General features: G+C 67.9%; 19 protein-coding genes. 11 read left to right on the top strand and 8 right to left on the bottom strand.

The features are described from left to right. Positions 1 to 50: 50 nt before the first annotated feature. The 3 genes from ACIQ0W_RS07575 to ACIQ0W_RS07565 all read right to left on the bottom strand — a co-directional run bounded on the left by ACIQ0W_RS07575 (position 51) and on the right by ACIQ0W_RS07565 (position 4,480). Positions 51 to 1,529 carry a phosphotransferase gene (locus ACIQ0W_RS07575; RefSeq protein WP_396642142.1) on the bottom strand — a complete coding sequence of 493 codons (1,479 nt, stop codon included), beginning with the start codon at positions 1,527 to 1,529 and terminating at the stop codon, positions 51 to 53. Beyond that, positions 1,526 to 3,247, bottom strand: coding sequence for a maltose alpha-D-glucosyltransferase (gene treS, locus ACIQ0W_RS07570; protein WP_396642206.1), 1,722 nt, complete (start codon positions 3,245 to 3,247; stop codon positions 1,526 to 1,528). Before treS ends, ACIQ0W_RS07575 begins: the two co-directional genes overlap by 4 nt. 291 nt (positions 3,248 to 3,538) lie before the next feature. Beyond that, positions 3,539 to 4,480 (bottom strand): linear amide C-N hydrolase, encoded by a 942-nt coding sequence (locus ACIQ0W_RS07565; RefSeq protein WP_396642141.1) that lies wholly within the window; start codon positions 4,478 to 4,480, stop codon positions 3,539 to 3,541. Between the two features lie 106 nt (positions 4,481 to 4,586). On the opposite strand from ACIQ0W_RS07565, the gene ACIQ0W_RS07560 reads away from it, so the two are divergent. The 3 genes from ACIQ0W_RS07560 to ACIQ0W_RS07550 all read left to right on the top strand — a co-directional run bounded on the left by ACIQ0W_RS07560 (position 4,587) and on the right by ACIQ0W_RS07550 (position 8,306). After that, positions 4,587 to 5,012, top strand: a complete 426-nt coding sequence (locus tag ACIQ0W_RS07560; RefSeq protein WP_396642139.1) for a hypothetical protein — start codon at positions 4,587 to 4,589, stop codon at positions 5,010 to 5,012. A gap of 364 nt (positions 5,013 to 5,376) precedes the next feature. Then, entirely contained in the window at positions 5,377 to 6,180 is an 804-nt protein-coding gene (locus ACIQ0W_RS07555; protein ID WP_396642138.1) for a hypothetical protein, read from the top strand. 359 nt (positions 6,181 to 6,539) lie between these two features. Then, positions 6,540 to 8,306: a proline--tRNA ligase gene (locus tag ACIQ0W_RS07550; RefSeq protein WP_396642137.1), complete on the top strand. Its 1,767-nt coding sequence runs from the start codon at positions 6,540 to 6,542 to the stop codon at positions 8,304 to 8,306. Between the two features lie 46 nt (positions 8,307 to 8,352). Here ACIQ0W_RS07550 and ACIQ0W_RS07545 read toward each other — a convergent pair whose 3' ends face one another. Then, complete coding sequence (locus ACIQ0W_RS07545; protein WP_396642136.1) at positions 8,353 to 8,967, bottom strand: acetate uptake transporter family protein; 615 nt, start codon at positions 8,965 to 8,967, stop codon at positions 8,353 to 8,355. A 128-nt stretch (positions 8,968 to 9,095) separates the two neighbouring features. On the opposite strand from ACIQ0W_RS07545, the gene ACIQ0W_RS07540 reads away from it, so the two are divergent. Beyond that, positions 9,096 to 10,934: a lipase family protein gene (locus ACIQ0W_RS07540; protein ID WP_396642135.1), complete on the top strand. Its 1,839-nt coding sequence runs from the start codon at positions 9,096 to 9,098 to the stop codon at positions 10,932 to 10,934. Positions 10,935 to 10,981: 47 nt separating this feature from the next. On the opposite strand, the gene ACIQ0W_RS07535 is transcribed toward ACIQ0W_RS07540, so the two are convergent. The 3 genes from ACIQ0W_RS07535 to ACIQ0W_RS07525 all read right to left on the bottom strand — a co-directional run bounded on the left by ACIQ0W_RS07535 (position 10,982) and on the right by ACIQ0W_RS07525 (position 14,230). Further along, complete coding sequence (locus tag ACIQ0W_RS07535; RefSeq protein WP_396642134.1) at positions 10,982 to 11,794, bottom strand: DUF1206 domain-containing protein; 813 nt, start codon at positions 11,792 to 11,794, stop codon at positions 10,982 to 10,984. Positions 11,795 to 11,893: 99 nt separating this feature from the next. Beyond that, positions 11,894 to 12,700 (bottom strand): DUF1206 domain-containing protein, encoded by an 807-nt coding sequence (locus ACIQ0W_RS07530; RefSeq protein ID WP_396642133.1) that lies wholly within the window; start codon positions 12,698 to 12,700, stop codon positions 11,894 to 11,896. A gap of 66 nt (positions 12,701 to 12,766) precedes the next feature. Beyond that, positions 12,767 to 14,230, bottom strand: coding sequence for an alanine/glycine:cation symporter family protein (locus ACIQ0W_RS07525; protein WP_396642132.1), 1,464 nt, complete (start codon positions 14,228 to 14,230; stop codon positions 12,767 to 12,769). A gap of 273 nt (positions 14,231 to 14,503) precedes the next feature. Between ACIQ0W_RS07525 and nusA the strand changes: the two genes are divergently transcribed. The 4 genes from nusA (at position 14,504) to rbfA (ending at position 19,321) form a co-directional block, all read left to right on the top strand. After that, the gene (gene nusA, locus ACIQ0W_RS07520) at positions 14,504 to 15,493 is read left to right on the top strand and encodes a transcription termination factor NusA (RefSeq protein ID WP_396642131.1); all 990 of its coding nucleotides are present in this window, start codon (positions 14,504 to 14,506) and stop codon (positions 15,491 to 15,493) included. A gap of 49 nt (positions 15,494 to 15,542) precedes the next feature. After that, a complete protein-coding gene (locus ACIQ0W_RS07515) occupies positions 15,543 to 15,815 on the top strand; it encodes a YlxR family protein (RefSeq protein ID WP_396642130.1) in 273 nt (90 codons plus the stop codon). Positions 15,816 to 15,870: 55 nt separating this feature from the next. Then, positions 15,871 to 18,693, top strand: a complete 2,823-nt coding sequence (gene infB / locus ACIQ0W_RS07510) for a translation initiation factor IF-2 (protein WP_396642129.1) — start codon at positions 15,871 to 15,873, stop codon at positions 18,691 to 18,693. Positions 18,694 to 18,817: 124 nt separating this feature from the next. Continuing rightward, positions 18,818 to 19,321 carry a 30S ribosome-binding factor RbfA gene (gene rbfA, locus ACIQ0W_RS07505; RefSeq protein WP_396642127.1) on the top strand — a complete coding sequence of 168 codons (504 nt, stop codon included), beginning with the start codon at positions 18,818 to 18,820 and terminating at the stop codon, positions 19,319 to 19,321. A gap of 119 nt (positions 19,322 to 19,440) precedes the next feature. Here the strand turns inward: rbfA and ACIQ0W_RS07500 are convergent, their stop codons facing one another. Continuing rightward, the gene (locus ACIQ0W_RS07500; protein ID WP_396642205.1) at positions 19,441 to 20,313 is read right to left on the bottom strand and encodes an A/G-specific adenine glycosylase; all 873 of its coding nucleotides are present in this window, start codon (positions 20,311 to 20,313) and stop codon (positions 19,441 to 19,443) included. 234 nt (positions 20,314 to 20,547) lie between these two features. Between ACIQ0W_RS07500 and ACIQ0W_RS07495 the strand changes: the two genes are divergently transcribed. Genes ACIQ0W_RS07495 through ACIQ0W_RS07485 form a run of 3 tightly spaced genes read left to right on the top strand, consistent with a single transcriptional unit; the run spans position 20,548 to position 22,543 of the window. After that, a complete protein-coding gene (locus ACIQ0W_RS07495) occupies positions 20,548 to 21,231 on the top strand; it encodes a uridine kinase (protein WP_396642126.1) in 684 nt (227 codons plus the stop codon). Next, positions 21,231 to 22,178, top strand: coding sequence for a tRNA pseudouridine(55) synthase TruB (gene truB, locus ACIQ0W_RS07490; protein WP_396642125.1), 948 nt, complete (start codon positions 21,231 to 21,233; stop codon positions 22,176 to 22,178). The genes ACIQ0W_RS07495 and truB overlap by 1 nt, the downstream gene beginning before the upstream one ends. Next, on the top strand, positions 22,175 to 22,543 hold the full coding sequence (locus ACIQ0W_RS07485; RefSeq protein WP_396642124.1) for a hypothetical protein: 369 nt from the start codon (positions 22,175 to 22,177) through the stop codon (positions 22,541 to 22,543). Before truB ends, ACIQ0W_RS07485 begins: the two co-directional genes overlap by 4 nt. Positions 22,544 to 22,586: the final 43 nt, after the last annotated feature.

Genomic DNA, 22,586 nt, shown 5'->3' with positions numbered 1-22,586 from the left:
TACCCGACGTCGGGTAGCCCGGAGCCGGGCCACCCGGTCCGGATGATCAGTTACTCGGCGTTGATGCGCGCGAGCGCCGCCAGCGGGATTCCCACCCACGCGGGGCGGTTGCGCTTTTCGTAGACGACCTCGTAGACGGCTTTGTCGGCGACGTAGGCCGCGAGCAGCACGCGTCGCTCACGGGCGCTGGCCTCGTTCTCGGCTGGCGAGGTGTCGACGCCATCTTCGCTCGCGGTGTCGCCCTCCTCCGACGAGTGCAAAGCCGCGACGTATCCGTCCACGAAGTGACTGCGTGCCCGCGAAGACCACTCACCCGCGCGTTCGCCCCGCAAAGCCCACTCGTCTTCATCGATGATCCGGCTCGTTCCGGCCAACGACATCTCGACGACACCGGGCGCGTAGTCGAACGAACGCAACATGCCTGCGACATCTCTCCACGGCGAATCGGGCAGCGCCCGCTCCGCGAAGGGTCGGCCCGGTTCGCCCTCGAAGTCCACGAGGCGCCAGCCGCGTGATGTGCGCAGCGTCTGGCCGAGGTGCAGGTCGCCGTGCACGCGCTGCACGTCGAGTCCGTCGAGCGCGGCGACCTCTGAGTAGACGGCGCGCAGTCGGTCGGCGTGGGGCTCGATCTCGGGGACCACGCGGAGTGCCTGGTCCAGACGCTCCGTCATGGCGGCCGCGAGAGCCGCGGTGGCCTCCTGTCCGGTCCGACCGGACGGAAAACGCTCACGCAGCACCGTATGCACCTTGGCGAGGGCTTCGCCGAGGCGCGCGGCCTCTCCCGCGAAATCGCCACCCGAGTCATCCGCTCCCTGCTCCAGATCCGCCAGCAATGTGCGAACACTCGCCATCGCGAGCTCGAAGCCGTCGGTGGCGGTGCGGAGGAACTCCTGCAGCATGGCCAGCTGAATGACCTCGCCGTCGACCGTGGCCTCGATCCACCCGTACAGCTCGGCGATGTACTCCGACTCGCCCCGGGTGAGCTCCTCGTGGATCTCGATGTCGGGGTTCACGCCCGGGCTGAGCTTGCGGAAGATCTTCATCATCGCGGTCTCGTCGAAGCGTACCGACGAGTTGGACTGCTCGCCTGTCATCGGCGAGGGGCGCAGCTCGGGATCGAGCGGCTCGGCGCCCGGCAGTCGATGGAATCGCAGTCCACCGGCGTCGGCTTGGCCGCTCGCCTCGGCGGCCACGAACGCGTCCAGCCACAGCGCCATCGCGTCGCGGTCGTGCACGGCGTCGTAGAGATGCCGCTGGTGCCCATCGATGTCGACCGCACCGACGTACGCGTGACCGATCCGATCTTCGATGTCGTCGTAGCCCGCCAACGGCACCTGGTACAGCTCGGTGCCGCCGACCTCGTCGGCATACTCCACCGTGACGAGGTAGACCGTCACGTTCGGCCGCTCGGGTGCCGATAGCTCGGCGAGCACCCGCGCCTGCGAAACCCCGAAGGGGCGCCCCTTGCCACCGAACCAGCGTGTTCGTACGAGATAGCCCTCCAACAGGGCGTGATCTATCGAGGTCACAGCAACCCCACCTCCTCGGTTTCGTTCGCCGGCTCGTGCAGCTGGAACCAGTAGAACCCGTGGCCCCCCAGCGTCAGCAGATAGGGCAGCTCGCCGATGCGCGGGAAGGGCGCTCCGCCGATCAATTCGACGGGCACCATGCCCTCGAAGCGTCGCATGTCCAGCTCCACCGGCTGAGGGAACTGCGACAGGTTGTTCACGCACACGATCACATCGACGGTGCCGTCGTCGTTCGTATGCTCGCGCGAGTAGGACAGGACCGACGGATTCGAGCCGCCCAGGTCGTTGAAGCTTCCGAGCCCGAATGCGGGGTGCTTCTTTCGGGCATGGATCATTTGGCGCGTCCAGTGCAGCAGCGACGAGCGGTCCTCCTGCTGCGCCTCGACGTTGACCGCGAGGTATCCGTATACCGGGTCCTGGACGATCGGACGGTCGAGCTTCCCCGGATTCGCGGTCGAGAACCCGGCGTTGCGATCGGATGTCCACTGCATCGGCGTGCGGACACCGTCGCGGTCGCCGAGCCAGATGTTGTCGCCCATGCCGATCTCGTCGCCGTAGTAGAGGACGGGCGATCCGGGCAGGGAGAGCAACAGCGCGGTGAAGAGTTCGATCCGGTCGATGTCGTTGTCGAGCAGGGGAGCGAGGCGGCGACGGATGCCGATGTTGGCCTTCATCCGCGGGTCCTGCGCGTACTCGTTCCACATGTAGTCACGGTCCTCGTCCGTCACCATCTCGAGCGTGAGCTCGTCGTGGTTGCGCAGGAAGATGCCCCACTGGCATCCGGACGGAATCGAGGGCGTCTCAGCGAGGATCTCGCTGATCGGGAAGCGCGATTCGCGGCGCACCGCCATGAAGATGCGGGGCATCACGGGGAAGTGGAAGCACATGTGGCATTCGTCACCGCCGACGTCGGGGTCACCGAAGTAGTCGACGACGTCGGCCGGCCACTGATTCGCCTCGGCGAGCAGCACGCGCCCCGGGTACTCGGTGTCGACGATCCCCCGCACCTTCCGCAGGAACTCGTGGGTCTCGGGCAGGTTCTCGCCGTTCGTGCCCGGCCGCTCGTAGAGGTACGGCACAGCATCGAGGCGGAAGCCGTCCAGGCCCATGTCGAGCCAGAACCGCATGGCATCGATCATCGCCTCGTGAACCTTCGGGTTGTCGAAGTTGAGGTCGGGCTGGTGCGAGAAGAACCGGTGCCAGAAGTACTGCTTGCGGACCGGATCCCACGTCCAGTTGCTGGGCTCGGTGTCGACGAAGATGATGCGGGCATCCTCGTAGAGTTCGTCGGTGTCGCTCCACACGTAGAAGTCGCCGTACAGGCCATCCGGGTCGTTGCGGCTCGCCTGGAACCACGGATGCTCGTCGCTCGTGTGATTCATGACGAAGTCGATGATGACGCGGATGTCGCGCTCGTGGGCGGCGTCGAGGAACTCCTGGAAGTCGGCGACCGTCCCGAGCTCGGGTAGGACGCCCGTGTAGTCGGCCACGTCGTAGCCGTCGTCGCGCAAAGGTGAGGGGAAGAAGGGCGGAACCCACAGGCAGTCGACGCCGAGCCACTTCAGATAGTCGAGTTTGTCGATCAGCCCGCGGAAGTCTCCGGTGCCGTCGCCGTCCCCGTCCTTGAAGGAGCGGACGAGCACCTCGTAGAACACCGCGGTCTTGAACCACTCCGGCTCGGGACTGCCCGGCGTGTCCGGAAACGGCTCCTGCGTCATGATCGGGATCGAGGCCGTGTACGGGGCGGGCTCTGGGGGAGCAGTCATGCGTTCGTCCTCACTCGGATGCGGTCGTCGCTGGTCCTACGCGTGTGGGGTGGCAGGCAGACGGTGAACCACCTCTCTAACCTGTCACAGGCGCGCTCTGAGCGCGATCATCCGGCCACCCGTTGCGCGCCGGTGGGCGTTGCGCTAGTGGCGCGCCGAGGTGTCTTCGAGTCGTCGAGCTGTCACGAACCGCTGCATCCGGGTCCCGTATCGAGCGTTTCGTGACAGTTCGACGACGTGGGCTCAGTAGCGGAGAGCGGCGGGCTCGAGTCGGGATGTCTCGTCCCCGACGAGTGACGTGTCACGCGGGTCGAGCCGCAGCACCTCTGTGCGGCCGGCGAGCGCGGGCAGGTCCACCCAGAAGATGCCCGGGCTTCGCGTCGACCCGAAGTAGTAGGTGCGGTTCGTGAGGTCGGCGCCAGCCCGCCACCACGTCGGGTAGACCCCGCCGTCGGCGTAGGGGGCGCCGTACGGCACCGAGACGTTGGCGATCAGCTGAAACACGCCGGCAACAGCCTCGTCGACGCTCGCGGGCTCAGGCAGGTAGTGCAGGAAGTAGGCGGCGCGCACGAAGCGATCGGGCGAGGTGATGTCTCCCGGGGGTGGGAGCTCGCCGCCGAACGGGCGGTACCGCTCGAGGTTCTCGATTTGTTGGTCGAGGGTCGGCGAGTTCGCCATCACGGTGTATTCGGGTCCGTGGTGCACGACCATCCGGCCCTCGAGGGGCTCGATGATGGCGGAGTCGCCGGTCGTATCCTCGAGCGCGATGTGGACGCCGAACGTCTCACCGCGGAGCAGCGGCGCAACGATTCGGATGTCCCCCACGGCCGCTATCGCATCCGCGACCGTGGCGAAATTGTCGAGGAGGTACTGCACCCACATCGTGTGCGCGACAACCGGCCGTTCGTCGGGGAGGGGGAACGAGACATCCGCCGGGTCCAGGTAGAGGGCGTGCGCCGCAAGGCCCGCGGAGTTCAGCCCGTCGACGGTTCCGATACCCCACATGCTGACGACGACGCTGGCCTGCTGAGAGACCCAGGTGTGAGATCCGGGCCCTGCATCGCCGGTGCGGTCCTGCCCTGCGGGGACGTACCAGAGTTCGGGTTCGTCGCTCACGGCCCAGTCCATGCAGCGCGCGACGGTCTTGGCGATCGGATTGTCGTTCCAGAAGATGCGGGTGCACACGCGGGCGAGCCTATCGGGCAGGCGCGTCGATTCGGCGTGACCGGATCGTCGTTTCCTGATGGTGCATATTCCTGGGCGGGTAGTGAGCGCCCCGTAGGTTTGCTGCATGAGGAATCGCGTCCCACTCGTCGCGTCGCTGGTGTCCCTGGTCTTGTTGGCGGGATGCAGCGCGTCACCGACCGACACCGCAACTTCCCCGTCGACGCGGACGCCGACGGCGAGTTTCGAGCCGTCCGCGACACCGACGCCGCGACCGATCGACCAAGCCTTCGGCGGCGACTGCGACGCGATGTTCACGGAGGATGAGGTCGCCGAACTCATCGGCCAGCCCCGCGAAGTCGATCCGGTCGCTGCGGCACGTGAGCGCCTCGGTCTGCGTGCATCCGCGGAATGGTCCGGTGGAATCGCCTGCGAGTGGAACTCTGATCTGTTGGGCTTGAGGGTTCTCGTTCTCCCTCGCGATCTCGCGAGCGATCCGGCTGCTGCTGCACGTGTCCTCGAAACCATCGTCGCGGTCGTCTCGATGGGATGACCGCGACAGAACCTACCCACTGGGTCGGAATAATCACGTGAGTCTTGAAGGTCTCTCGCTCGTGACCCGATCGTAGTTTCCGTGTTGGGCATATCCCACGCGTAGCGCCTGGGTGGCGCATACGCTCGTTGCCATGGCCAGAACGCGAGTCCTTGCTCTTGTGTCGCTCGCGATCGTCGTAGTGATCGCCGGATGCGCGGCGGAACCGCAGGCATCCACGTCATCGACACCTTCGGTGCCCGCCTCCCCATCGGTCACTCCGTCCGCTACGGCGATGGCGCCCACCCCGCCGACACTGGCTTTCGACGGAGATTGCGCGAATGCTCTGTCCGACTCTGATGCTCAGGAACTGCTCGGAGGCCCCGTGACAGCATCGACCGGAGAAGTCGATCAGCGCACGGCCGCCCTCGGTGCGCTGCAGTGCGATTGGGCGCGGGACGAGCCCGACGCGACGGGGCATTATCCGGCGGTACAGCTCACCACTTTCCCGCTGGACGTGATCGATACCGACACCCAGGCGAAGTATTCCTCGCCCCTGTGCGAACAGGACTACGACGTCGCGCTCTGCAAGGTCGGAGTCTCGGCGAACGGTCAGTGGATGCTCGTCGTCTCGGGTGCTGTTTCGTATTCGATGACCGACCCCATCCCGTTGTACCTGGAACCCGCGGCCGAGGCCGCGGCGGCCTCGGCGGAGCGTTTCGCGCCGCCACGACCGTTCGAGCCCGGGGTGCCGGCCGCGCCGCTGGACTGCGGTCTGCTCGGTGAGCGCATCGACGTCGCGGAACTCGTGGGTGCCACGGCGCAGGCGGGTTTCCCAACCGGGGGTGTGAACTCCACGACGCCGGCCCGGATCGCCATCAGCTCCGGTGTCTATCAGTGGTGCGCGTGGACGGTGTATGACGTCCCGGGATCTCTTCCCTACGTCTGGTACGACGTCTACCCCTTCGCCGGTTGGATGTGGGATGAGTTCGCGAACACCGACCGAGGACCGGTCGAGGCCGTCACCGTGGACGGCGCGACCCAGGCCGTGCAGCGAACCGGACTCGCGCAGGGAGCGTGGCTGGCAGCGACAGATGGAACCATCGTGGTCACGGTCAGCGGGGACGCGGTCGACGTCAACGACGCAGCAGCCCGGATGCTGGCTGCCCTGGCGGTGGACGCGGGCTGACCCGCGATCACAAATCGCACGCTGAATAGGGGCGGACACGCTCGCCTGCTGCGACCAGATGCTGGCCGAACCCCAGATCTCCGAGCTGATCGGAACCTCGGTGGCGCCCGATCCCGACATCCGGGCTTTCCCGCGAAGCGAGGAAGAAGCTTCCGTCGTCCGCAAGGGGTCCGCCAGCCGACAGCGGGCCCCAGACCGTCGCCCCGGACTGTGTCGTGAGGGGGTCGAACTGTCACGAAACGCTCGATATCCATCGCAGATCGAGCGGTTTGTGACGGCTCGGTAGGAAAGGGTGTCAGGGAGCGCGACGGAACGAGGGCGCCGGGGCGGAGGCATCCGCGCGCCTAGACTTGACGATCGTGGTCACTCGTCTCTCGCACTACTTCCTCCGCACACTCCGTGAGGACCCCTCCGATGCCGAAGTCACGAGCCATCGGCTGCTCGTGCGGGCCGGATACATCCGCCGTCAGGCGCCCGGCGTCTTCGCCTGGCTGCCACTCGGTCTGAAGGTCAAGGCCAAAATCGAGGCCGTCGTCCGTGAGGAGATGGCGAACGCCGGGGCGTACGAGGTCCACTTCCCGGCCCTGCTGCCGCGCGAGCCCTACGAGGTCACGGGCCGCTGGGAGGAGTACGGCGACGCCCTCTTCCGCCTGCAGGACCGCAAGGGCGCCGACTACCTGCTCGCCCCGACGCACGAAGAGGTCTTCACGCTGCTCGTGAAGGACCTGTACTCGTCGTACAAGGACCTGCCGCTGTCGATCTACCAGATCCAGGACAAGTACCGCGACGAGGCACGCCCCCGCGCCGGTCTCCTGCGCGGCCGCGAGTTCACGATGAAGGACGCCTACTCGTTCGACTACACCGACGCCGGGCTCGACGCGAGCTACCAGGCCCAGCGGGATGCGTACGAGCGCATCTTCACGCGCCTCGGGCTGGAGTACGTCATCGTTCAGGCGGATGCGGGGGCGATGGGTGGCTCGCGCAGCGAGGAGTTCCTGCACCCCACCCCCGTCGGCGAGGACACGTTCGTCCGCTCGGACGGCGGGTACGCGGCCAACGTCGAGGCCTTCACGACGCTGGCGCCCGAGCCGATCCCCTTCGATGGCCTGCCCGAGGCCGTGATCTTCGATTCACCGAACACCCCCACGATCGCGACTCTCGTCGACCACGCCAACGCGCACCTCGACGCCCCGGCGGAGGGGGAGTGGACCGCCGCGCATACGCTGAAGAACGTCGTGCTCGCCCTGACACACCTCGACGGAACGCGCGAGCTCGTCGTCGTGGGGCTCCCCGGCGATCGCGACGTCGACGACAAGCGCGTCGAGGTCGCCTTCGCGCCCGCCGCCGTCGAGGCCGCGACCGAGGCCGACTTCGAGAAGCACCCGCTGCTGGTCAAGGGCTACATCGGCCCCTGGTCACCGACGGGCGCAATCCTCGGCTCGGAGTCGGCGACCGACATCCGCTACGTCCTCGACCCCCGCGTCGTCGACGGCACCTCCTGGATCACGGGTGCCAACGCGCACGAGAAGCACGTGCACTCGCTCGTCGCGGGCCGCGACTTCGCGGCCGACGGCTTCGTCGAGGTCGCCACGGTGCGTGACGGCGACCCGGCACCGGATGGCTCGGGCCCCGTCAATCTCGCACGCGGTATGGAGATCGGCCACGTCTTCCAGCTCGGCCGCAAGTACGCCGAGGCGCTCGGACTGAAGGTCCTCGACGAGAACGGCAAACTCGTCACCGTCACGATGGGTTCGTACGGCATCGGCGTGACGCGCATCCTGGCGATCATCGCCGAGCTCAACAACGACGACAAGGGCCTGATCTGGCCCGCGTCCGTTGCTCCGTTCGACGTGCACGTCGTAGCCACGGGGCGGGATGCGGTGGCATTCGATCTGGCGACGTCCATCGCCGACGAGCTCGAGGGCGCCGGACTCGATGTGCTCTACGACGACCGGCCCAAGGTGTCGCCGGGCGTGAAGTTCGGCGACGCCGAGCTGATCGGTGTGCCCAGGATCCTGATCGTGGGCCGCGGTGCCGCCGAGGGCCAGGTCGAACTCTGGGATCGCCGCACCGGCGACCGTGAGGTCCTGCCCGTCGCCGACGCTGTCGCGCGACTGCGCGGCTGACGCGGGCGTTTCGTCTCGCTCCGCTCGCTCAACGACCGCTGCCGGGCTAGGACTCCGGGTCGCGTGACCCGCGCAGCCACGAGGGACCGAGCGGCACGATCGCGCGGCCCATCGTGCGGCGGATGAACTTCTCGACGAGCATGTAGGTCGCGAGCACGGATGACGCGATCAGCAGGACCGACCCCATCGCGCCGAAGGCCCCGGCGCCCCCGAATGCCGTGACGGACTGCAGCGCGAGGCCCGCCGAAACGCACAGCAGGGTGATCGGCAGAACGGTGTTGTGCATCGCGCCCGGAAATGTGAACAGCAGCGCCAGCACCGCGAACATGAGTGTGAAAACTCCGCGTGCGGGCCCAGCGACCTCGAAGAAGCCGAGTTCGCCGCCGAGCAGGAATCCGGGCATGCAGAGCCAGTACCACCCGAAGGCGTTGTAGACGAGGAAGTGGAAGTCGTCGCCTACGGTGAACGACAGCATCCCCGCGATGATCTGAACGACGCCGCCGAAGATCGCACCCACCCAGAAGACCGAGCTCTCGTTCTGCACGCCGAGATGCGCGAGCTGCGCGGTGAGCGTCGCGATGGCGAAGCCGAGAAGACCGATGAGTCCGGGGTCGGCGGTGCGGAGCGTGCGTGTGGGCGCGGGGACGGGTATGCGGGGCACGAGGCGACCGTAACCCACTACGGCTCCCGAACGTGTCGCTGACGACCGTGACTTACGGAGCTCGTGTGCGATGGTCGCCGGGTGCGCCGTACGGCAGTCGTCCCGGAAGTCGATCTAGCATTGCCCGAGTGACTGACGAGCCCGCGCCCCCACGCGCACCCGTGCCCGTGCCGCGACGCGGCGGGGTGGGCCGACTCGTGGGCCACGCACCCGCGTGGGTGGGCATCATCGTCGGACTCGGACTGATCGTGCTGGGCGTCTTCACCGTCACCCGTCCGTTGACCTCGCTGTGGGTGCTGGCGATCTACATCGGCGTGAGTGCCATCGCCTCCGGTGTGATGGACCTGATCGCGCCGCGCGATGTTCCCCGCCGGGCGAACATCATCCTCGCCGTCCTGTGGATCATCGGCGGCGGCGTGATCCTGTTCTGGCTCGGGCGGAACCTCGACCTCTTGCCGGAACTCATCGCCGGGCTCCTGGTGCTGGGTGGACTCGGTGCAGCGATCGGTGTCTTCCGTGGCCGCGCCAGCGAGCGGGTTCTCGCGGGTGCTTCTGGCGTGGCTCAGGTGGTCTTCGGTCTTCTCGCCCTGCTGTGGCCGGACGTCACGCTGCTCGTCGTCGCGATAGCGTTCGGGCTCCGAACCGTCGTGCTCGGGAGCGTTCTGACCTGGCGCGCGTCCCGACGGATCCGCGGACGCTCACCGCGGCCGGGCGAGACATCGGGCAATCGTCGGGGGCTCATCTGGGCCGCTGCGGGCCGATACGCGCTCGCCGCGGTGCTACTCGGACTCGCCGGGGGATCCTGGTGGGTGAGCACGTGGCTTGCCGACGGGGCCCCGGTGATCGATGCCTTCTACGACGCGCCCGACGGACCCCCGAGCGCCCCGGGAACGCTGTTGCGGGAGGGCTCGTACAGCGGGCGCACCCCCGTCGGCGGCGAGGTCAGACGCATCCTGTACAGCACGACCGATACGTTCGGTAACCGCGCGCTCGCCAGCGGGCTGGTGATCTCGCCCGCCGAGATGCCACCCGGCCCGCGGCCCGTCATCATCTGGAACCACGGAACGACGGGTGTCGCACGCGGTTGCGCCCCGAGCCTTGCGGACGCCTCGGCCACCCGCTGGGCGATCCCCGCTATCGATCGGGCCCTCGCGGCCGGCTGGGTGGTCGTTGCGACCGATTACACCGGCCAGGGCGCGCCCGGTACCTTCCCGTACCTGATCGGCGAGAGCGAGGCTCGCTCGGCGATCGACGCGGTGCGGGCGGCGGAGGACGCGGACGGGATGTGGCTCTCGTCAGAGGTCGTGGTCTGGGGGCATTCGCAGGGCGGACATGCCGCGCTCTGGGTGAGCCAGGTCGCACCGGCCTACGCCCCCGAGCTCAGCGTGCAGGGGACGGTGGCGATATCGCCCGCGGCGGATCCGCTCGCGCTCGCGGAGGAGCTGGCGCGTACGCAGGACTCCGCGATGCTGTCGGTGCTCATTTCTTGGGTGCTGGTGCCCTATGCGGACACGTACCCCGACGTCACGATCTCGGACTACGTCGCCCCGGGCGGGCGCTCGATCGTGCGGGAGATGACCCAGCGCTGCCCGACCGAGCCCGGCGTGGTGGTGTCCGTGCTCGCCGCGCTCGGCGTCTCGGCCGACCGACCGCTGTACGACGCCGACCTGACAAAGGGAGCCCTGGGGGAGAGGCTCGCGCAGAACGCGGCGTCCGGGCCCTGGACATCCCCCATCCTGTTGGCGTGGGGCGGCCGGGATGAGGTCATCCCGACGGTGCTGTACGAGCGCTTCGTTGAGGAACGGTGCGCCGAAGGGCAGGCACTACAGGTACGGGTCTACGACCGCCTGGATCACACGGGACCGATGCTGCCCGGTTCGCCGTTTCTGTCGACCATGATGCGCTGGACCGAGGCGCGCTTTGACGGTGTCCCCGTGACAGCCGCGGCGGACGACTGCCCCGCGTGAGCGCTGTCCGTTTGCGCAGAGTGACCGCTTGACCGGCGGCTACGCGGTCACAGACGGGCGTAGCGCGCGCGGAAGAAGCAGTAGACGCCGTATGCGATGAAGCCGATGCCGGCGGCGCCGACCAGCCAGGGTCCGAACGGCAGCGCGACGAGCGACGAGATCGCCCGGTCGAGCCCGCCCGCCTCGCCCGGGTCGACCTGTACCGCCGCCGTGACGATCAGGACGCCGACGATCGCGAGTGCGACGCCCTTCGCCACGTACCCGACGACGCCGAGTACGGTCACGATCCTGCCGGTGGTGCCGCCGGGCATCCGGAGCTTCTCGCGAAAGCTGCGCGTGACGCCCTTCACGACGAATGCTCCACCGATCGCGACGATGACCAGGCCACCGACGGCGAGCAGGACGGGCCCTCCGGGGAGCGACAGCACGGTGCTGCTCGCGTTCTGTGCGCCCTGATCGCCGCTCGACCCTGCGCCGAGTGCCACCGATGCTGCGCTGTAGCCGATGGCCGCGTACACGATGGCCTTGGCCCACTCGCCGACGCGTTTCGCCCAGCGTTTGCCCGTGTCTTCCTCATCGATCAGTACGCCTTCGACCGCGTACCAGATGGCGAGCGCGGCCAGCCCGACGGTGAGCACCCAGAGGCCTACGAATCCGAGCGGTGCTTCGGCGATCGCGCGGAAAGCACCCGTTTGATCCGACTCGCCGCCGCCCGCTCCGGCGGCCAGCACGATGGCACCGATCAAGATGTGGACGACGCCGTTGGCGGCATAGCCCGTTCGGGCGAGGGTGCGGAAGGCGGGGTGCGAGGCCGCCTTACGAGCGGTTCTCTCGGCGGAGTCCGCCACGTCGGGTGTCATTCTCCATAGGGTACGCGGGCTGTGCCTCGTTCGTGTCGGCAAGCGTGGAGCCTCGAGGTTCGTGCGGATGCGTGCCAGCCGTGCGCGTTCGGACGACGATCACATGCGGGCGTAACGGGCGCGGAAGAAGCAGAACACCCCGTAGGCGACGAATCCGATGCCGATGATTCCGACCAACAACGGCCCGAAGGCGAGGTCGAGGAGTGCCCCGAGCGCGCCGTCGAGGCCACCCGCCGTGCGTGCTTCGTCACGGACCGCGGCGACAACGAGGAGCACCGCGATCGCGACGAGCGCGACGCCCTTGGCGATGAACCCGACGATACCGAGTGTGTCGACGAGACGGCCGAGCGAGCCTTCCGGAACCGAAACCTGTGAGCGATAACTGCGGCGAACGCCCATGAAGAGAAACGAGATGCCCGTTATGCCGACCCCGATGCCGACCGCGATGAGGAGGAAGGTTCCCCCGGGAATCCGCAGGACACCACCGCTGAGTGCTTCGGCCGCGCGCTCGCTGCTCAGTTGCGCGCCGAGTGCGATGGCGCCGGCGACGGTGCCGAACACGGCGAAGACGGCGGCCTGTCCCCATTGGCCCACGCGGCCGCCCCATCTCTGCAGCGGATTGTCTCGGTAGACCAGCACGCCTTCGGCGATCTTCCAGACCGCCAGGGCGAAGAACCCCGCGGCGATGACCCAGAGCAGCGTAAAACCCAGGGGGAGCGCGGCGATGGCCCGCAGCGCGCCGGTCTGATCGCTCACCGCATCGCCTCCGAAGGCCACGATCAGGGCGATGGCGCCGATCAGGCCGTGCACGATGCCGCTCGAGACGTATCCGAGCCGCGCCAGGCCGCGGAACCACGGCACCGTTGTCGCCTCGCGCGCGACGCGCTTCGGGGCGTCGGTGTCCATCGGCTCAGCCTAGGCGCGGCTGGCCGAGCCGACGGACCGCTTCAGGACGACAGGACGGTGGTGCCCCTATCGTTTGCGGGCTTTTTCTTCGACGACATCCGTGTCCACGTCGACGTCAGCCCACGCAGTCACATCGAGGTCGAGGTCGGAAAAGTCCGCGACGTTGAAGATGGGTCTGTCGACTCCCGCTTTGACCTGTCGGACGTAGTCAGCCACGAAGCGGAGTGCTGTGGGAAGCATCATCAGGATGGCGGTGAGGTTCGCGAGGGCGAGCACACCCATGAGCGGGTCGGAGAAGAAGAACACCGCGGTGGCTCCGGGGGCGATAGCGCCGACGAGCACGATGGCGATCACCGCCCAACGAAGGATGTGCGTGGCCACCTGACTCTTCGTCAGCTCACGAAGCGCCGTCTCGCCGAGGTAGTAGTTGTACATGATCGAGCTGAACGAGAAGAGCAAGATCGAGAACGTGAGCACATACGTGGTCCATCCGCCGAGGCTGTCGGCGAGGGAGTCTTGGGTCAGGACGATGCCGTCGACGTTCTCGTTGCCTGGTTGGTAGGCGCCGCTGAGCAGAATGATGAAGGCGGTTGCCGAGCACACAATCATCGTGTCCACGAATACCGAGAGCATCTGGGTGATGCCCTGGCTCACCGGGTGCTTGACATATGCGGTGGCCGCAACGTTGGGCGCGGACCCCAGGCCCGCCTCATTGGAGAAGAGTCCACGCCGCAGTCCGTTGGCGATCGCCGCGCCGATACCGCCGGCGACGGCCGACTCGAAGCCGAATGCGTTCTGGAGAATCGTCCAGAACATGGCGGGCACCTCGGTGATGTTGACGGCGATGACGATGAGCGCCATCAGCAGGTATACAACGGCCATGATCGGCACGATCACGTCGGCAACTTTGGCGATCCGCTGGATGCTGCCATAGACGATGAAGCCTGCGATCACGGCCATGACGATTCCGGTGATCCAGCGCTCGACTCCGAGGCTGTTTTCGGCGGCGCCCGCGATCGTGTTCGCCTGGAAGGCATTGAATCCGAGGGCGAACGAGGCCAGCAGGCTCACCGCGTAGATCACGACGAGCCATGTGAAGCCCTTTCCAAGGCCGTGACGGATGTAGGTGGCTGGGCCTCCGCGAAAAGATCCATCGGGCAGTCGGCGCTTGTACGCCTGTGCCAGGGTGCATTCGATGAGGCTCGTCGCCATACCGACGAGAGCGATCATCCACATCCAGAAGACAGCACCCGGGCCGCCCAGCGTGATCGCGACCGCCACGCCGGCGATGTTGCCGCCACCGACCCGACCCCCGATCGAGACCACGAGAGCCTGCCGTGCACTGATCTGATCGGGGTCGGCGACTTTGTCGCCGCCACCGAGGACCCGCCACATTCGACCGAAGTACTTCAGTTGGATGAACCTCGTCGAAATCGTGAAGATGATGCCGAAGACGACGAGCATCGGAATCAGCGACCACCCCCACGTGAAGGAATCGATCAGGCCGAAAATCTCTTGAAGAAACGCCATGATGTCCATTGACCGACCGCTTTCCGTTTCGAGGGGTCCTTCGGGGGCTTGATGAAAGCGGACGCGTTTCGCCCGCATTTCGAGTGCACGACGGTCCCGACACGAACGATCTCATCGCTTCCGAGCAGGTCGTCGCGTGTGGTTGCAGGGACTGTAGCAACGATGCGGGGACGCCGCACTTATTCGCACCGGCCTCTCGCGATGACATCCGGTAACGTAGGGGGGATGTCGACGCGTATGACGCGTGGACGAGAGCTGAATAGGGAGGTCTCCGTGGATATCGATCTCGGATTGCTGAAGACGATCGAGCGGGAGAAGGAAATCCCCTTCGACGAACTCGTGAGCATCATCGAGCAGGCGATTCTGACCGCCTACGGAAAGCACACGTCGCCCTCGGGTGAGGTGCCCGCGGGCGCCAGGGTCGAGATGGATCGCAAGACCGGTCACGTCGGCGTGTTCATTCCGGTGACGGATGACGACGACGCGGTCATCGGCGAAGAAGAGACCACCCCCGACGACTTCGGCCGCATCGCCGCCTTCGCTGCGAAGCAGGTCATCGGCCAGCGTCTTCGGGACATCGCGGATGACGCGGTGCTCGGGGAGTTCAAGGGCAAAGAGGGCGACATCGTCGCCGGTGTCGTGCAGCAGGGCCCCAACCCGCGCATGATCCATGTCGACCTCGGTTCGGTCGAGGCGATTCTGCCGCCCGAAGAGCAGTCGCCCGGCGAGGCCTACCCGCACGGCTCGCGGCTGCGTGTTTATGTGACGAGCGTCGGCAAGGGCCCCAAGGGTCCCTCGATCACGGTGTCGCGCACGCATCCTGGCCTGGTGCGCAAGCTGTTCGCGCTCGAGGTTCCCGAGATCGCGTCCGGACTGGTGGAGATCATCTCGCTCGCTCGGGAGGCCGGCCACCGCACGAAGATCGCGGTGCGCGCCAACGATCCCTCGATCAACGCCAAGGGCGCTTGCATCGGCGAGATGGGCCGCCGCGTTCGCGCCGTGACCGAAGAACTCGGCGGAGAGAAGATCGACATCGTCGACTACGACCCCGAACTCGCCAAGTTCGTCGGCAACGCCCTCTCGCCCGCGAAGGTCACGTCGAGCTTCATCCTGGACGCGTCCACCAAGGCTGTCCGTGCACTCGTTCCCGATTACCAGCTGTCGTTGGCGATCGGCAAGGAGGGCCAGAACGCTCGGCTCGCGGCCAAGCTGACGGGCGCGAAGATCGACATTCAGCCCGACAGCATTCTGGAAGACCGCTGATCGAAGGACCGCACGCCTCGCGCGGAACGGCGTGAGCGGGAGGTGTAAGATGGAACCTGTACGGACGTGTGTCGGATGCCGAGCGCGTGCCCCCCGGTCGGCCCTTCTCAGGGTCGTTTCCATCGATTCCATACTCGTCCCCGACGAGCGTGCGACGATGTCGGGTCGGGGTGCGTGGGTGCACGAGACGCCCGCCTGCGTGGATACCGCACTGCGGCGCCGCGCGTTCGTACGAGCACTACGCGTCTCGGGACCACTCGACGCGCAGACGTTAGAGAACAGGCTGAACGGCTATGGAAACAAAGTGAACGGCTCGAAATGAGTCCCGTCCGCGACTAACGGTCTGCCCTGCCTGGGTGGACCCAGACAGGAGAATTGTGGCTTCCAAACCACGCGTGCACGAGATCGCCTCAGAACTCGGCGTTGACAGCAAAGTTGCGCTGGCCAAGCTCAAAGAGCTCGGCGAGTTCGTGAAGAGCCCCTCGTCCACCATCGAGCCCCCCGTGGCTCGCAAGCTTCGTCAGGCGCTTCAGGCCGAGGGTGCAGCCGCACCCGCAAGCCCCGCGCCTGCCGCCGCGTCGTCATCGCCACGGCCGGCCGGTCGTCCCGGCCCCGTGCGCCCGGCGGCGCCGACTCCGGCCGCCCCCGCGGCGGCTCCGGCCCCGGCAGCACCCGCGACCCCGGCACCCGCCGCTCCGGCGCCCGCCGCGTCTGCTCCGGCACCCGCCGCGTCCGCTCCGGCATCGGCACCGGCCGCCCCCGCGGCTCCGAAGGCTGACGCTCCCGCGGCGCCGGCACCCTCCGACGCTCCCGCGGCCGAGGCATCCGGCGACAACGCGGCGCCCGCCGCGCCCCGCCCGGGTGGCGCGCGCCCCGGCAACAACCCGTTCGCGAGCGCGCAGGGTATGGGACAGCGTCCCGCAGGACCTCGGCCCGGCAACAACCCCTTCGCCAGCGCACAGGGCATGGGCCAGCGCCCGTCCCCGACGCCCGGCAACATCCCGCGCCCGCAGGCGCCGCGTCCGGGCGCCCCGCGTCTCGGCGCGCCTCGTCCCGGTGGACCCGGTCGTCCCGGCGGTCCCGGTCGTCCCGGCGGCGCGCCGTTCCAGCAGCGTCCCGGCGGTCCCGGTCGTCCCGGCGGTGCCGGTGGCGGAGGGTTCCGACCCGGCGCTCCCGGAGCCGGTGCACCCGGCGGAGGCTTCCCCGGTCGCCCCGGTGGCGGCGGCGGTCGCGGTCGTGGCCCCGGTGGCGGCACGGCCGGAGCATTCGGTAAGGGTGGCGGCAAGTCCAAGCAGCGCAAGTCGCGCAGGGCCAAGCGCCAGGAATTCGAGATGAGGGATGCCCCGGTCGTCGGTGGCATCAATGTCTCGCGCGGTAACGGCGAGACCATCCGGATGCGCCGTGGCGCATCGATCTCGGATTTCGCCGACAAGATCGAGAACATCACCGGCTACACCGTGCAGCCCGGCACGCTCGTCACCATCCTGTTCAACCTGGGTGAGATGGCGACCGCGACCGAGTCGCTCGATGAGGCCACGTTCGAGGTCCTCGGCGAAGAGCTGGGCTACAAGATCCAGATGGTTTCGCCCGAGGACGAAGACAAGGAGCTCCTCGAGAGCTTCGGTCTGGACCTCGATCAGGAACTCGAGGACGAGAACGAGGACGACCTCGAGATCCGGCCCCCCGTGGTCACCGTCATGGGACACGTCGATCACGGTAAGACCCGACTGCTCGACGCGATCCGCAACGCCAACGTCGTCGCCGGCGAGGCGGGCGGCATCACGCAGCACATCGGTGCCTACCAGGTGTGGACCGAGCACGAGGGCATCGAGCGCGCCATCACCTTCATCGACACCCCGGGTCACGAGGCGTTCACCGCCATGCGTGCACGTGGTGCGCAGGTGACGGACCTCGCGATCCTTGTGGTCGCGGCCGACGACGGCATCATGCCGCAGACGGTCGAGGCCCTGAATCACGCGCAGTCGGCCGGCGTGCCGATCGTCGTCGCGGTCAACAAGGTCGACAAGCCGGACGCCAACCCGGGCAAGGTTCGCCAGCAGCTGACCGAATACGGTCTGGTCGCCGAGGAGTACGGCGGAGATGTCATGTTCGTGGATGTTTCGGCCACCAAGGGGTTGAACATCCAGGAGCTGCTCGACGCGGTCCTCCTCACGGCGGACGCGGGGCTCGACCTCACGGCCAACCCGAACAAGGCTGCCCGCGGTGTCGCGATCGAAGCGAAGCTCGACAAGGGCCGCGGTTCTGTCGCCACCGTCCTCATCCAGTCCGGAACGCTCCGGGTGGGAGATGCGATCGTCGCGGGCACGGCCTACGGCCGCGTTCGTGCGATGGCGGACGAGAACGGCGAGCCCGTTCTCGAAGCCTTCCCGTCGCGTCCCGTGCAGGTGCAGGGTCTGAACTCCGTGCCCCGCGCCGGCGACACCTTCATCGTCACGGACGAGGACCGTCTGGCCCGCCAGATCGCTGAGAAGCGCGAGGCTGCCGAGCGCAACGCCGCCCTGGCGAAGGCGCGCAAGCGCATCTCGCTCGAGGACTTCACCCGTGCGCTGCAAGAGGGCAAGGTCGAATCGCTCAACCTCATCATCAAGGGTGACGTTTCGGGTGCCGTCGAGGCCCTCGAAGAGTCGCTCCTCAAGATCGAGGTCGACGACTCGGTGCAGCTGCGTATCATCCACCGCGGTGTGGGTGCGGTCACGGAGTCCGACATCAACCTGGCGACGATCGACAACGCGATCGTGATCGGGTTCAACGTCCGCCCCGACCCGAAGGCGCGCGAACGTGCCGCCCGCGAAGGCGTGGACGTCCGGTTCTACTCCGTCATCTACAACGCGATCGACGACGTCGAGCAGTCCCTCACGGGCATGCTCAAGCCGGAGTTCGAAGAGAAGCAGTCGGGTGTGGCCGAGATCCGCGAGGTGTTCCGCTCTTCCAAGTTCGGAAACATCGCCGGGGTCATCGTCCGCAGCGGGACCATCACGCGAAACGCGAAGGCCCGCGTCATCCGCGAGGGCGTCGTCATCGCCGATGGCCTCGCCATCGAGTCGCTGCGTCGCTTCAAGGACGACGTCACCGAGGTGCGTACGGACTACGAGGCCGGTATCGGACTCGGTAAGTTCAACGACATCCAGATCGGCGACGAGATCGAGACGACCGAGATGGTGGAGAAGCCGCGCGGCTGATCCGTCATTCAGGGGTGCGGACGCGGATGTCGCCCGCACCCCCATCGACATCCGGAACCTTCGTCGTTCACCGGTCGGGAGCCCCCGCACGGCGAAGATTTTGTGAGAAGAAAGAAGCAGGAACATGGGTAGTGAAAGAGCAGCACGGCTCGCGGACCGGATCAAGGTCGTCCTCGCGGAGCGTCTCGAGAAGGGTCTGCGCGACCCCCGGCTCGGGTTCGTCACCATCACCGACGTCCGCGTCACGGGCGACCTGCAGCATGCGAGCGTCTTCTACACGGTTTTCGGGTCGGACGAAGAGCGCGCCGACAGCGCGAAGGCCCTGGCCTCGGCGACCGGCATGCTGCGCTCCGAGATGGGCAAGCACCTCAACACGCGGCTCACTCCCAGTCTGGAATTCATCCAGGACGCTTTGCCCGAAAACGCCGACGCCATCTCGGCGCTTCTGCGCGAGGCGCGCGAGCGTGACGCCGCCGTGGCCGGGATCGCCGCGTCCGCGACGTACGCGGGCGACGCAGACCCGTACATCAAGCCGCGCGACGAGTCCGCCGAAGAGTTGGACGAGGCCGAGATCGAGGCCGACGAAGACGGTGCCGCGGCATCCGACGAGGCAGACCCCGCGTCCTGAGCCGCAGGTCCCGACACTCTGTGCCCGTTCACGCGAGTGCACGGGTTATGTGCGAGCGCACGGCTTCGGAGCCGTGCGAAAGCCGTGCACTCGGCCGGAAGCCGTACGTTCGAGATGGGTTAGGTGCCGGGCAGGCGCAGCACGTTATCGGATGCCTCGGCCAGGCCGTCCGCGATGAGCGAATCGATCGCGCGGTCGCGCTGCACGGCGTCCGGCCAGTCCGGGATGACGCCGTCGAGCGGGACGGGGCCATTCGCGGCGCGGAGCACCCGCAGGATGGCCCCGCGCGTCTGCCGGTCACTGCCCTCGTAGCGTGCCTGGCGTGGCCGAGTGTCGCCGGTGTCGGGGTAGCCCGCGCTGCGCCACGCGCAGGACCGAGCTATCGGGCATGAGTCGCAGCGGGGTGAGCGCGCCGTGCAGACGACCGCGCCGAGCTCCATCGCCGCGGCATTGACGATCGTGGAGCGCGCGACATCCTCGGGCAACACGGCCCGCATATCGTCCAGATCGCGGCGATGCGCGGGGCCGGGCTGGGAGCGTCCCGCGACGACCCGGGCGAGGACGCGCCGGGTGTTGGTGTCGACGACCGGTTCGCGCAGACCGTACGCGAAAACGGCGACGGCCCGTGCCGTGTAGTCGCCGATTCCTGTGAGGGCGAGCAGTGCGTCCACATCATCGGGAACCACCCCGCCGTGGCGCGCGGCGATCTCGGTGGCCGCGCGATGTAGCCAGAGGGCGCGACGCGGATAGCCGAGGTTCGCCCACTGTCGCACGGCTTCGGCCGGAGCATCCGCCGCCAACGCCGCGGGGGTCGGCCAACGCTTCAGCCATGCCTCGAGATGGGGCACCACGCGGTTCACGGGGGTCTGCTGCAGCATGAACTCGCTGACGAGCACGCCCCATGCCCCGAATCCGGCCCGCCGCCAGGGCAGCTCGCGCGCCGTCGCGGCGTACCAGTCGATCAGCTCGGGAACCCATTCGACCTCGTCCACCGCTTCGGGACGGACGGATGCGGGCACAACCACCACCCTACGAGGCTGGGCGATGAACGGCTGCGCCGCCGGTGTGGTGGCGCAGGCGGACACGACTCCGGAAGAAAGCGGGTTTGAGGGCCGGAATCGGTCGATCCGCGGCCCTGTGAGGCGATTCGTCCGGAGTTCTGTCCGCCCGGATGGATGACGGCGCCCAGGAGGCGCGAGCGCACCCATGCGCCGTAGGCTGAGGGGATGCGCCTGCCCGTCACGCCCCGCACGACCCTGCTGCGGGAGCTCCGCGACGAGGTGCGCCGTTCCTACCGGGCCGGCCGCGTGATCATCGCGGTGGACGGCATCGACGGTGCGGGCAAGACGGTCTTCGCCGACGGGCTCGCCGACGTGTTCGCCGAGGACGGCGCATCCGTCTTCCGCGCCTCAGTCGATGGCTTCCACCGGCCCCGGGCAGAGCGCTACGCGCGCGGCCGCGACTCGCCCGAGGGGTACTACGAGGACTCGTACGACGAGGCGACGCTGCGCCGCGTCTTGATCGACCCTTTCCGTGACGGCGCCACGATGCCCTCGACCGGCTTCCAGCTCGCAGCATGGGATGTCGCGCGCGACGTACCCGCCGAGGCGCGCTGGGTCACGGGGCCCGAGGACGCCGTGCTGATCATCGATGGCATCTTCTTGCATCGCCCGACCCTGCGAGGGCTGTGGCACTGGTCGGTGTGGCTCGAGGTGCCCGTCGACGTCGCGGCGCAGCGCATGGCCCTCCGGGACGGCTCCGATCCCGACCCCATGGCGCCCGCGAACCACCGGTACCGCGCCGGTCAGGAGCTGTACCGGCGCGAGGCGGCTCCCTCTCGTGCCGCGTCGGTCATCGTGGACAACACCGACCCCGAACATCCGCGGCGCATGTACGCCGACTTCTGCTGATGGCCAGCGCGCACGGACCCGGCATACTGCTCGTCGACAAGCCGGGTGGGATGACGAGCCACGACGTCGTTTCGCGCGCGCGGAAGGCGCTCGGCACACGCAAGATCGGCCACGCCGGGACCCTCGATCCCCTCGCCACGGGGCTGCTCGTGCTGGGGGTCGATTCGGCCACGCGCCTGCTGACCTACATGGTCGGACTCGACAAGACCTACGAGGCGACGATCCGGCTCGGCGCGGCGACGGATTCGGATGACTCGGACGGCGAGATCGTGTGGCGTGCCGATCCGCAGGTGGTTGCGGCGGTCGATGCCGAGGCCATCCACGCCCACATCGCCGCGCTCACCGGACGCATCTCGCAGGTACCGAGCACGGTCTCGGCCATCAAGGTCGGTGGGCGCCGCGCCTATGACCTGGCCCGCGCGGGCGAGGAGGTCGTGCTCGCTTCGCGTGAGGTGACCGTGTCGCGGTTTGACGTGCTCGAGCTGCGACGCGCTGGTGACGTGGTAGACCTCGATGTGGTCGTCGATTGCTCGAGCGGCACCTACATCCGTGCGCTCGCCCGCGATCTGGGGTCGGCGCTCGGCGTCGGGGGGCACCTCACAGCGCTCCGGCGCACCCGCGTCGGACCGTTCGAGATCACCGATGCCGTTGCGCCCGAGACGATCGCGACCGAACCGTTGCTGTCGTCCGCCGATGTCGCCGTGCGGGTGCTGGGGGGCATCGAGGTGACGGATGCCGAGGCATCCGCTCTGCGTAACGGCCAACGCCTGACGGGCGCTGCCGGCCGCATCGTGGGCGAGCATGCGGCCGCGATCGATCCGGCCGGAGGGCTCATCGGGATCGTCGGCCGGCGCGGCGCTGATCTCAAGAGCCTGATGAACCTGCCGACCGGTGCCGCGGCCGAGGGCGCGGCCGAGGCCGCGGTTGAGAGCGGCGGAGCGGGATGATCCTGTGGTTCACGATCGCACAGGTGGTCGTGGCGGTGGCGGCGGGTCTCTTCTGCCTCGTGGCGGGCCTCGCGGGTCGTCGTCCCAGCGACGGGACCGTCGGTTCACTCGCCCTCGTCGAACTGCTGCTGATCGCGCAGGTCGTCGTCTCGATCGTCGCGCCTTTCGTCGGCAACCCTCCGACGGGCAGCGCGCTGGAATTCTGGGTATATCTCGTGTCCGCGGCGCTGTTGCCCGCGGCCGGCGTCGCCTGGGCGCTGCTGGAGCGCAGCCGCTGGAGCACCGTGATCATGGGAGTCGTGGCTCTGTCCATCGCGGTCATGGTGTGGCGTATGCAGGTCATCTGGACCGCACCGATCGGATGAACGACGCGGGCGCCTCGCAGGGGAGGAGGACCGCCGTAAGATT

It is taken from the genome of Microbacterium sp. (assembly GCF_044340635.1).
Taxonomy (GTDB): Bacteria; Actinomycetota; Actinomycetes; order Actinomycetales; family Microbacteriaceae; genus Microbacterium.
Note: the sequence above shows the minus strand (reverse complement) of the source record. Positions and strands in the feature narration are given on the sequence as shown.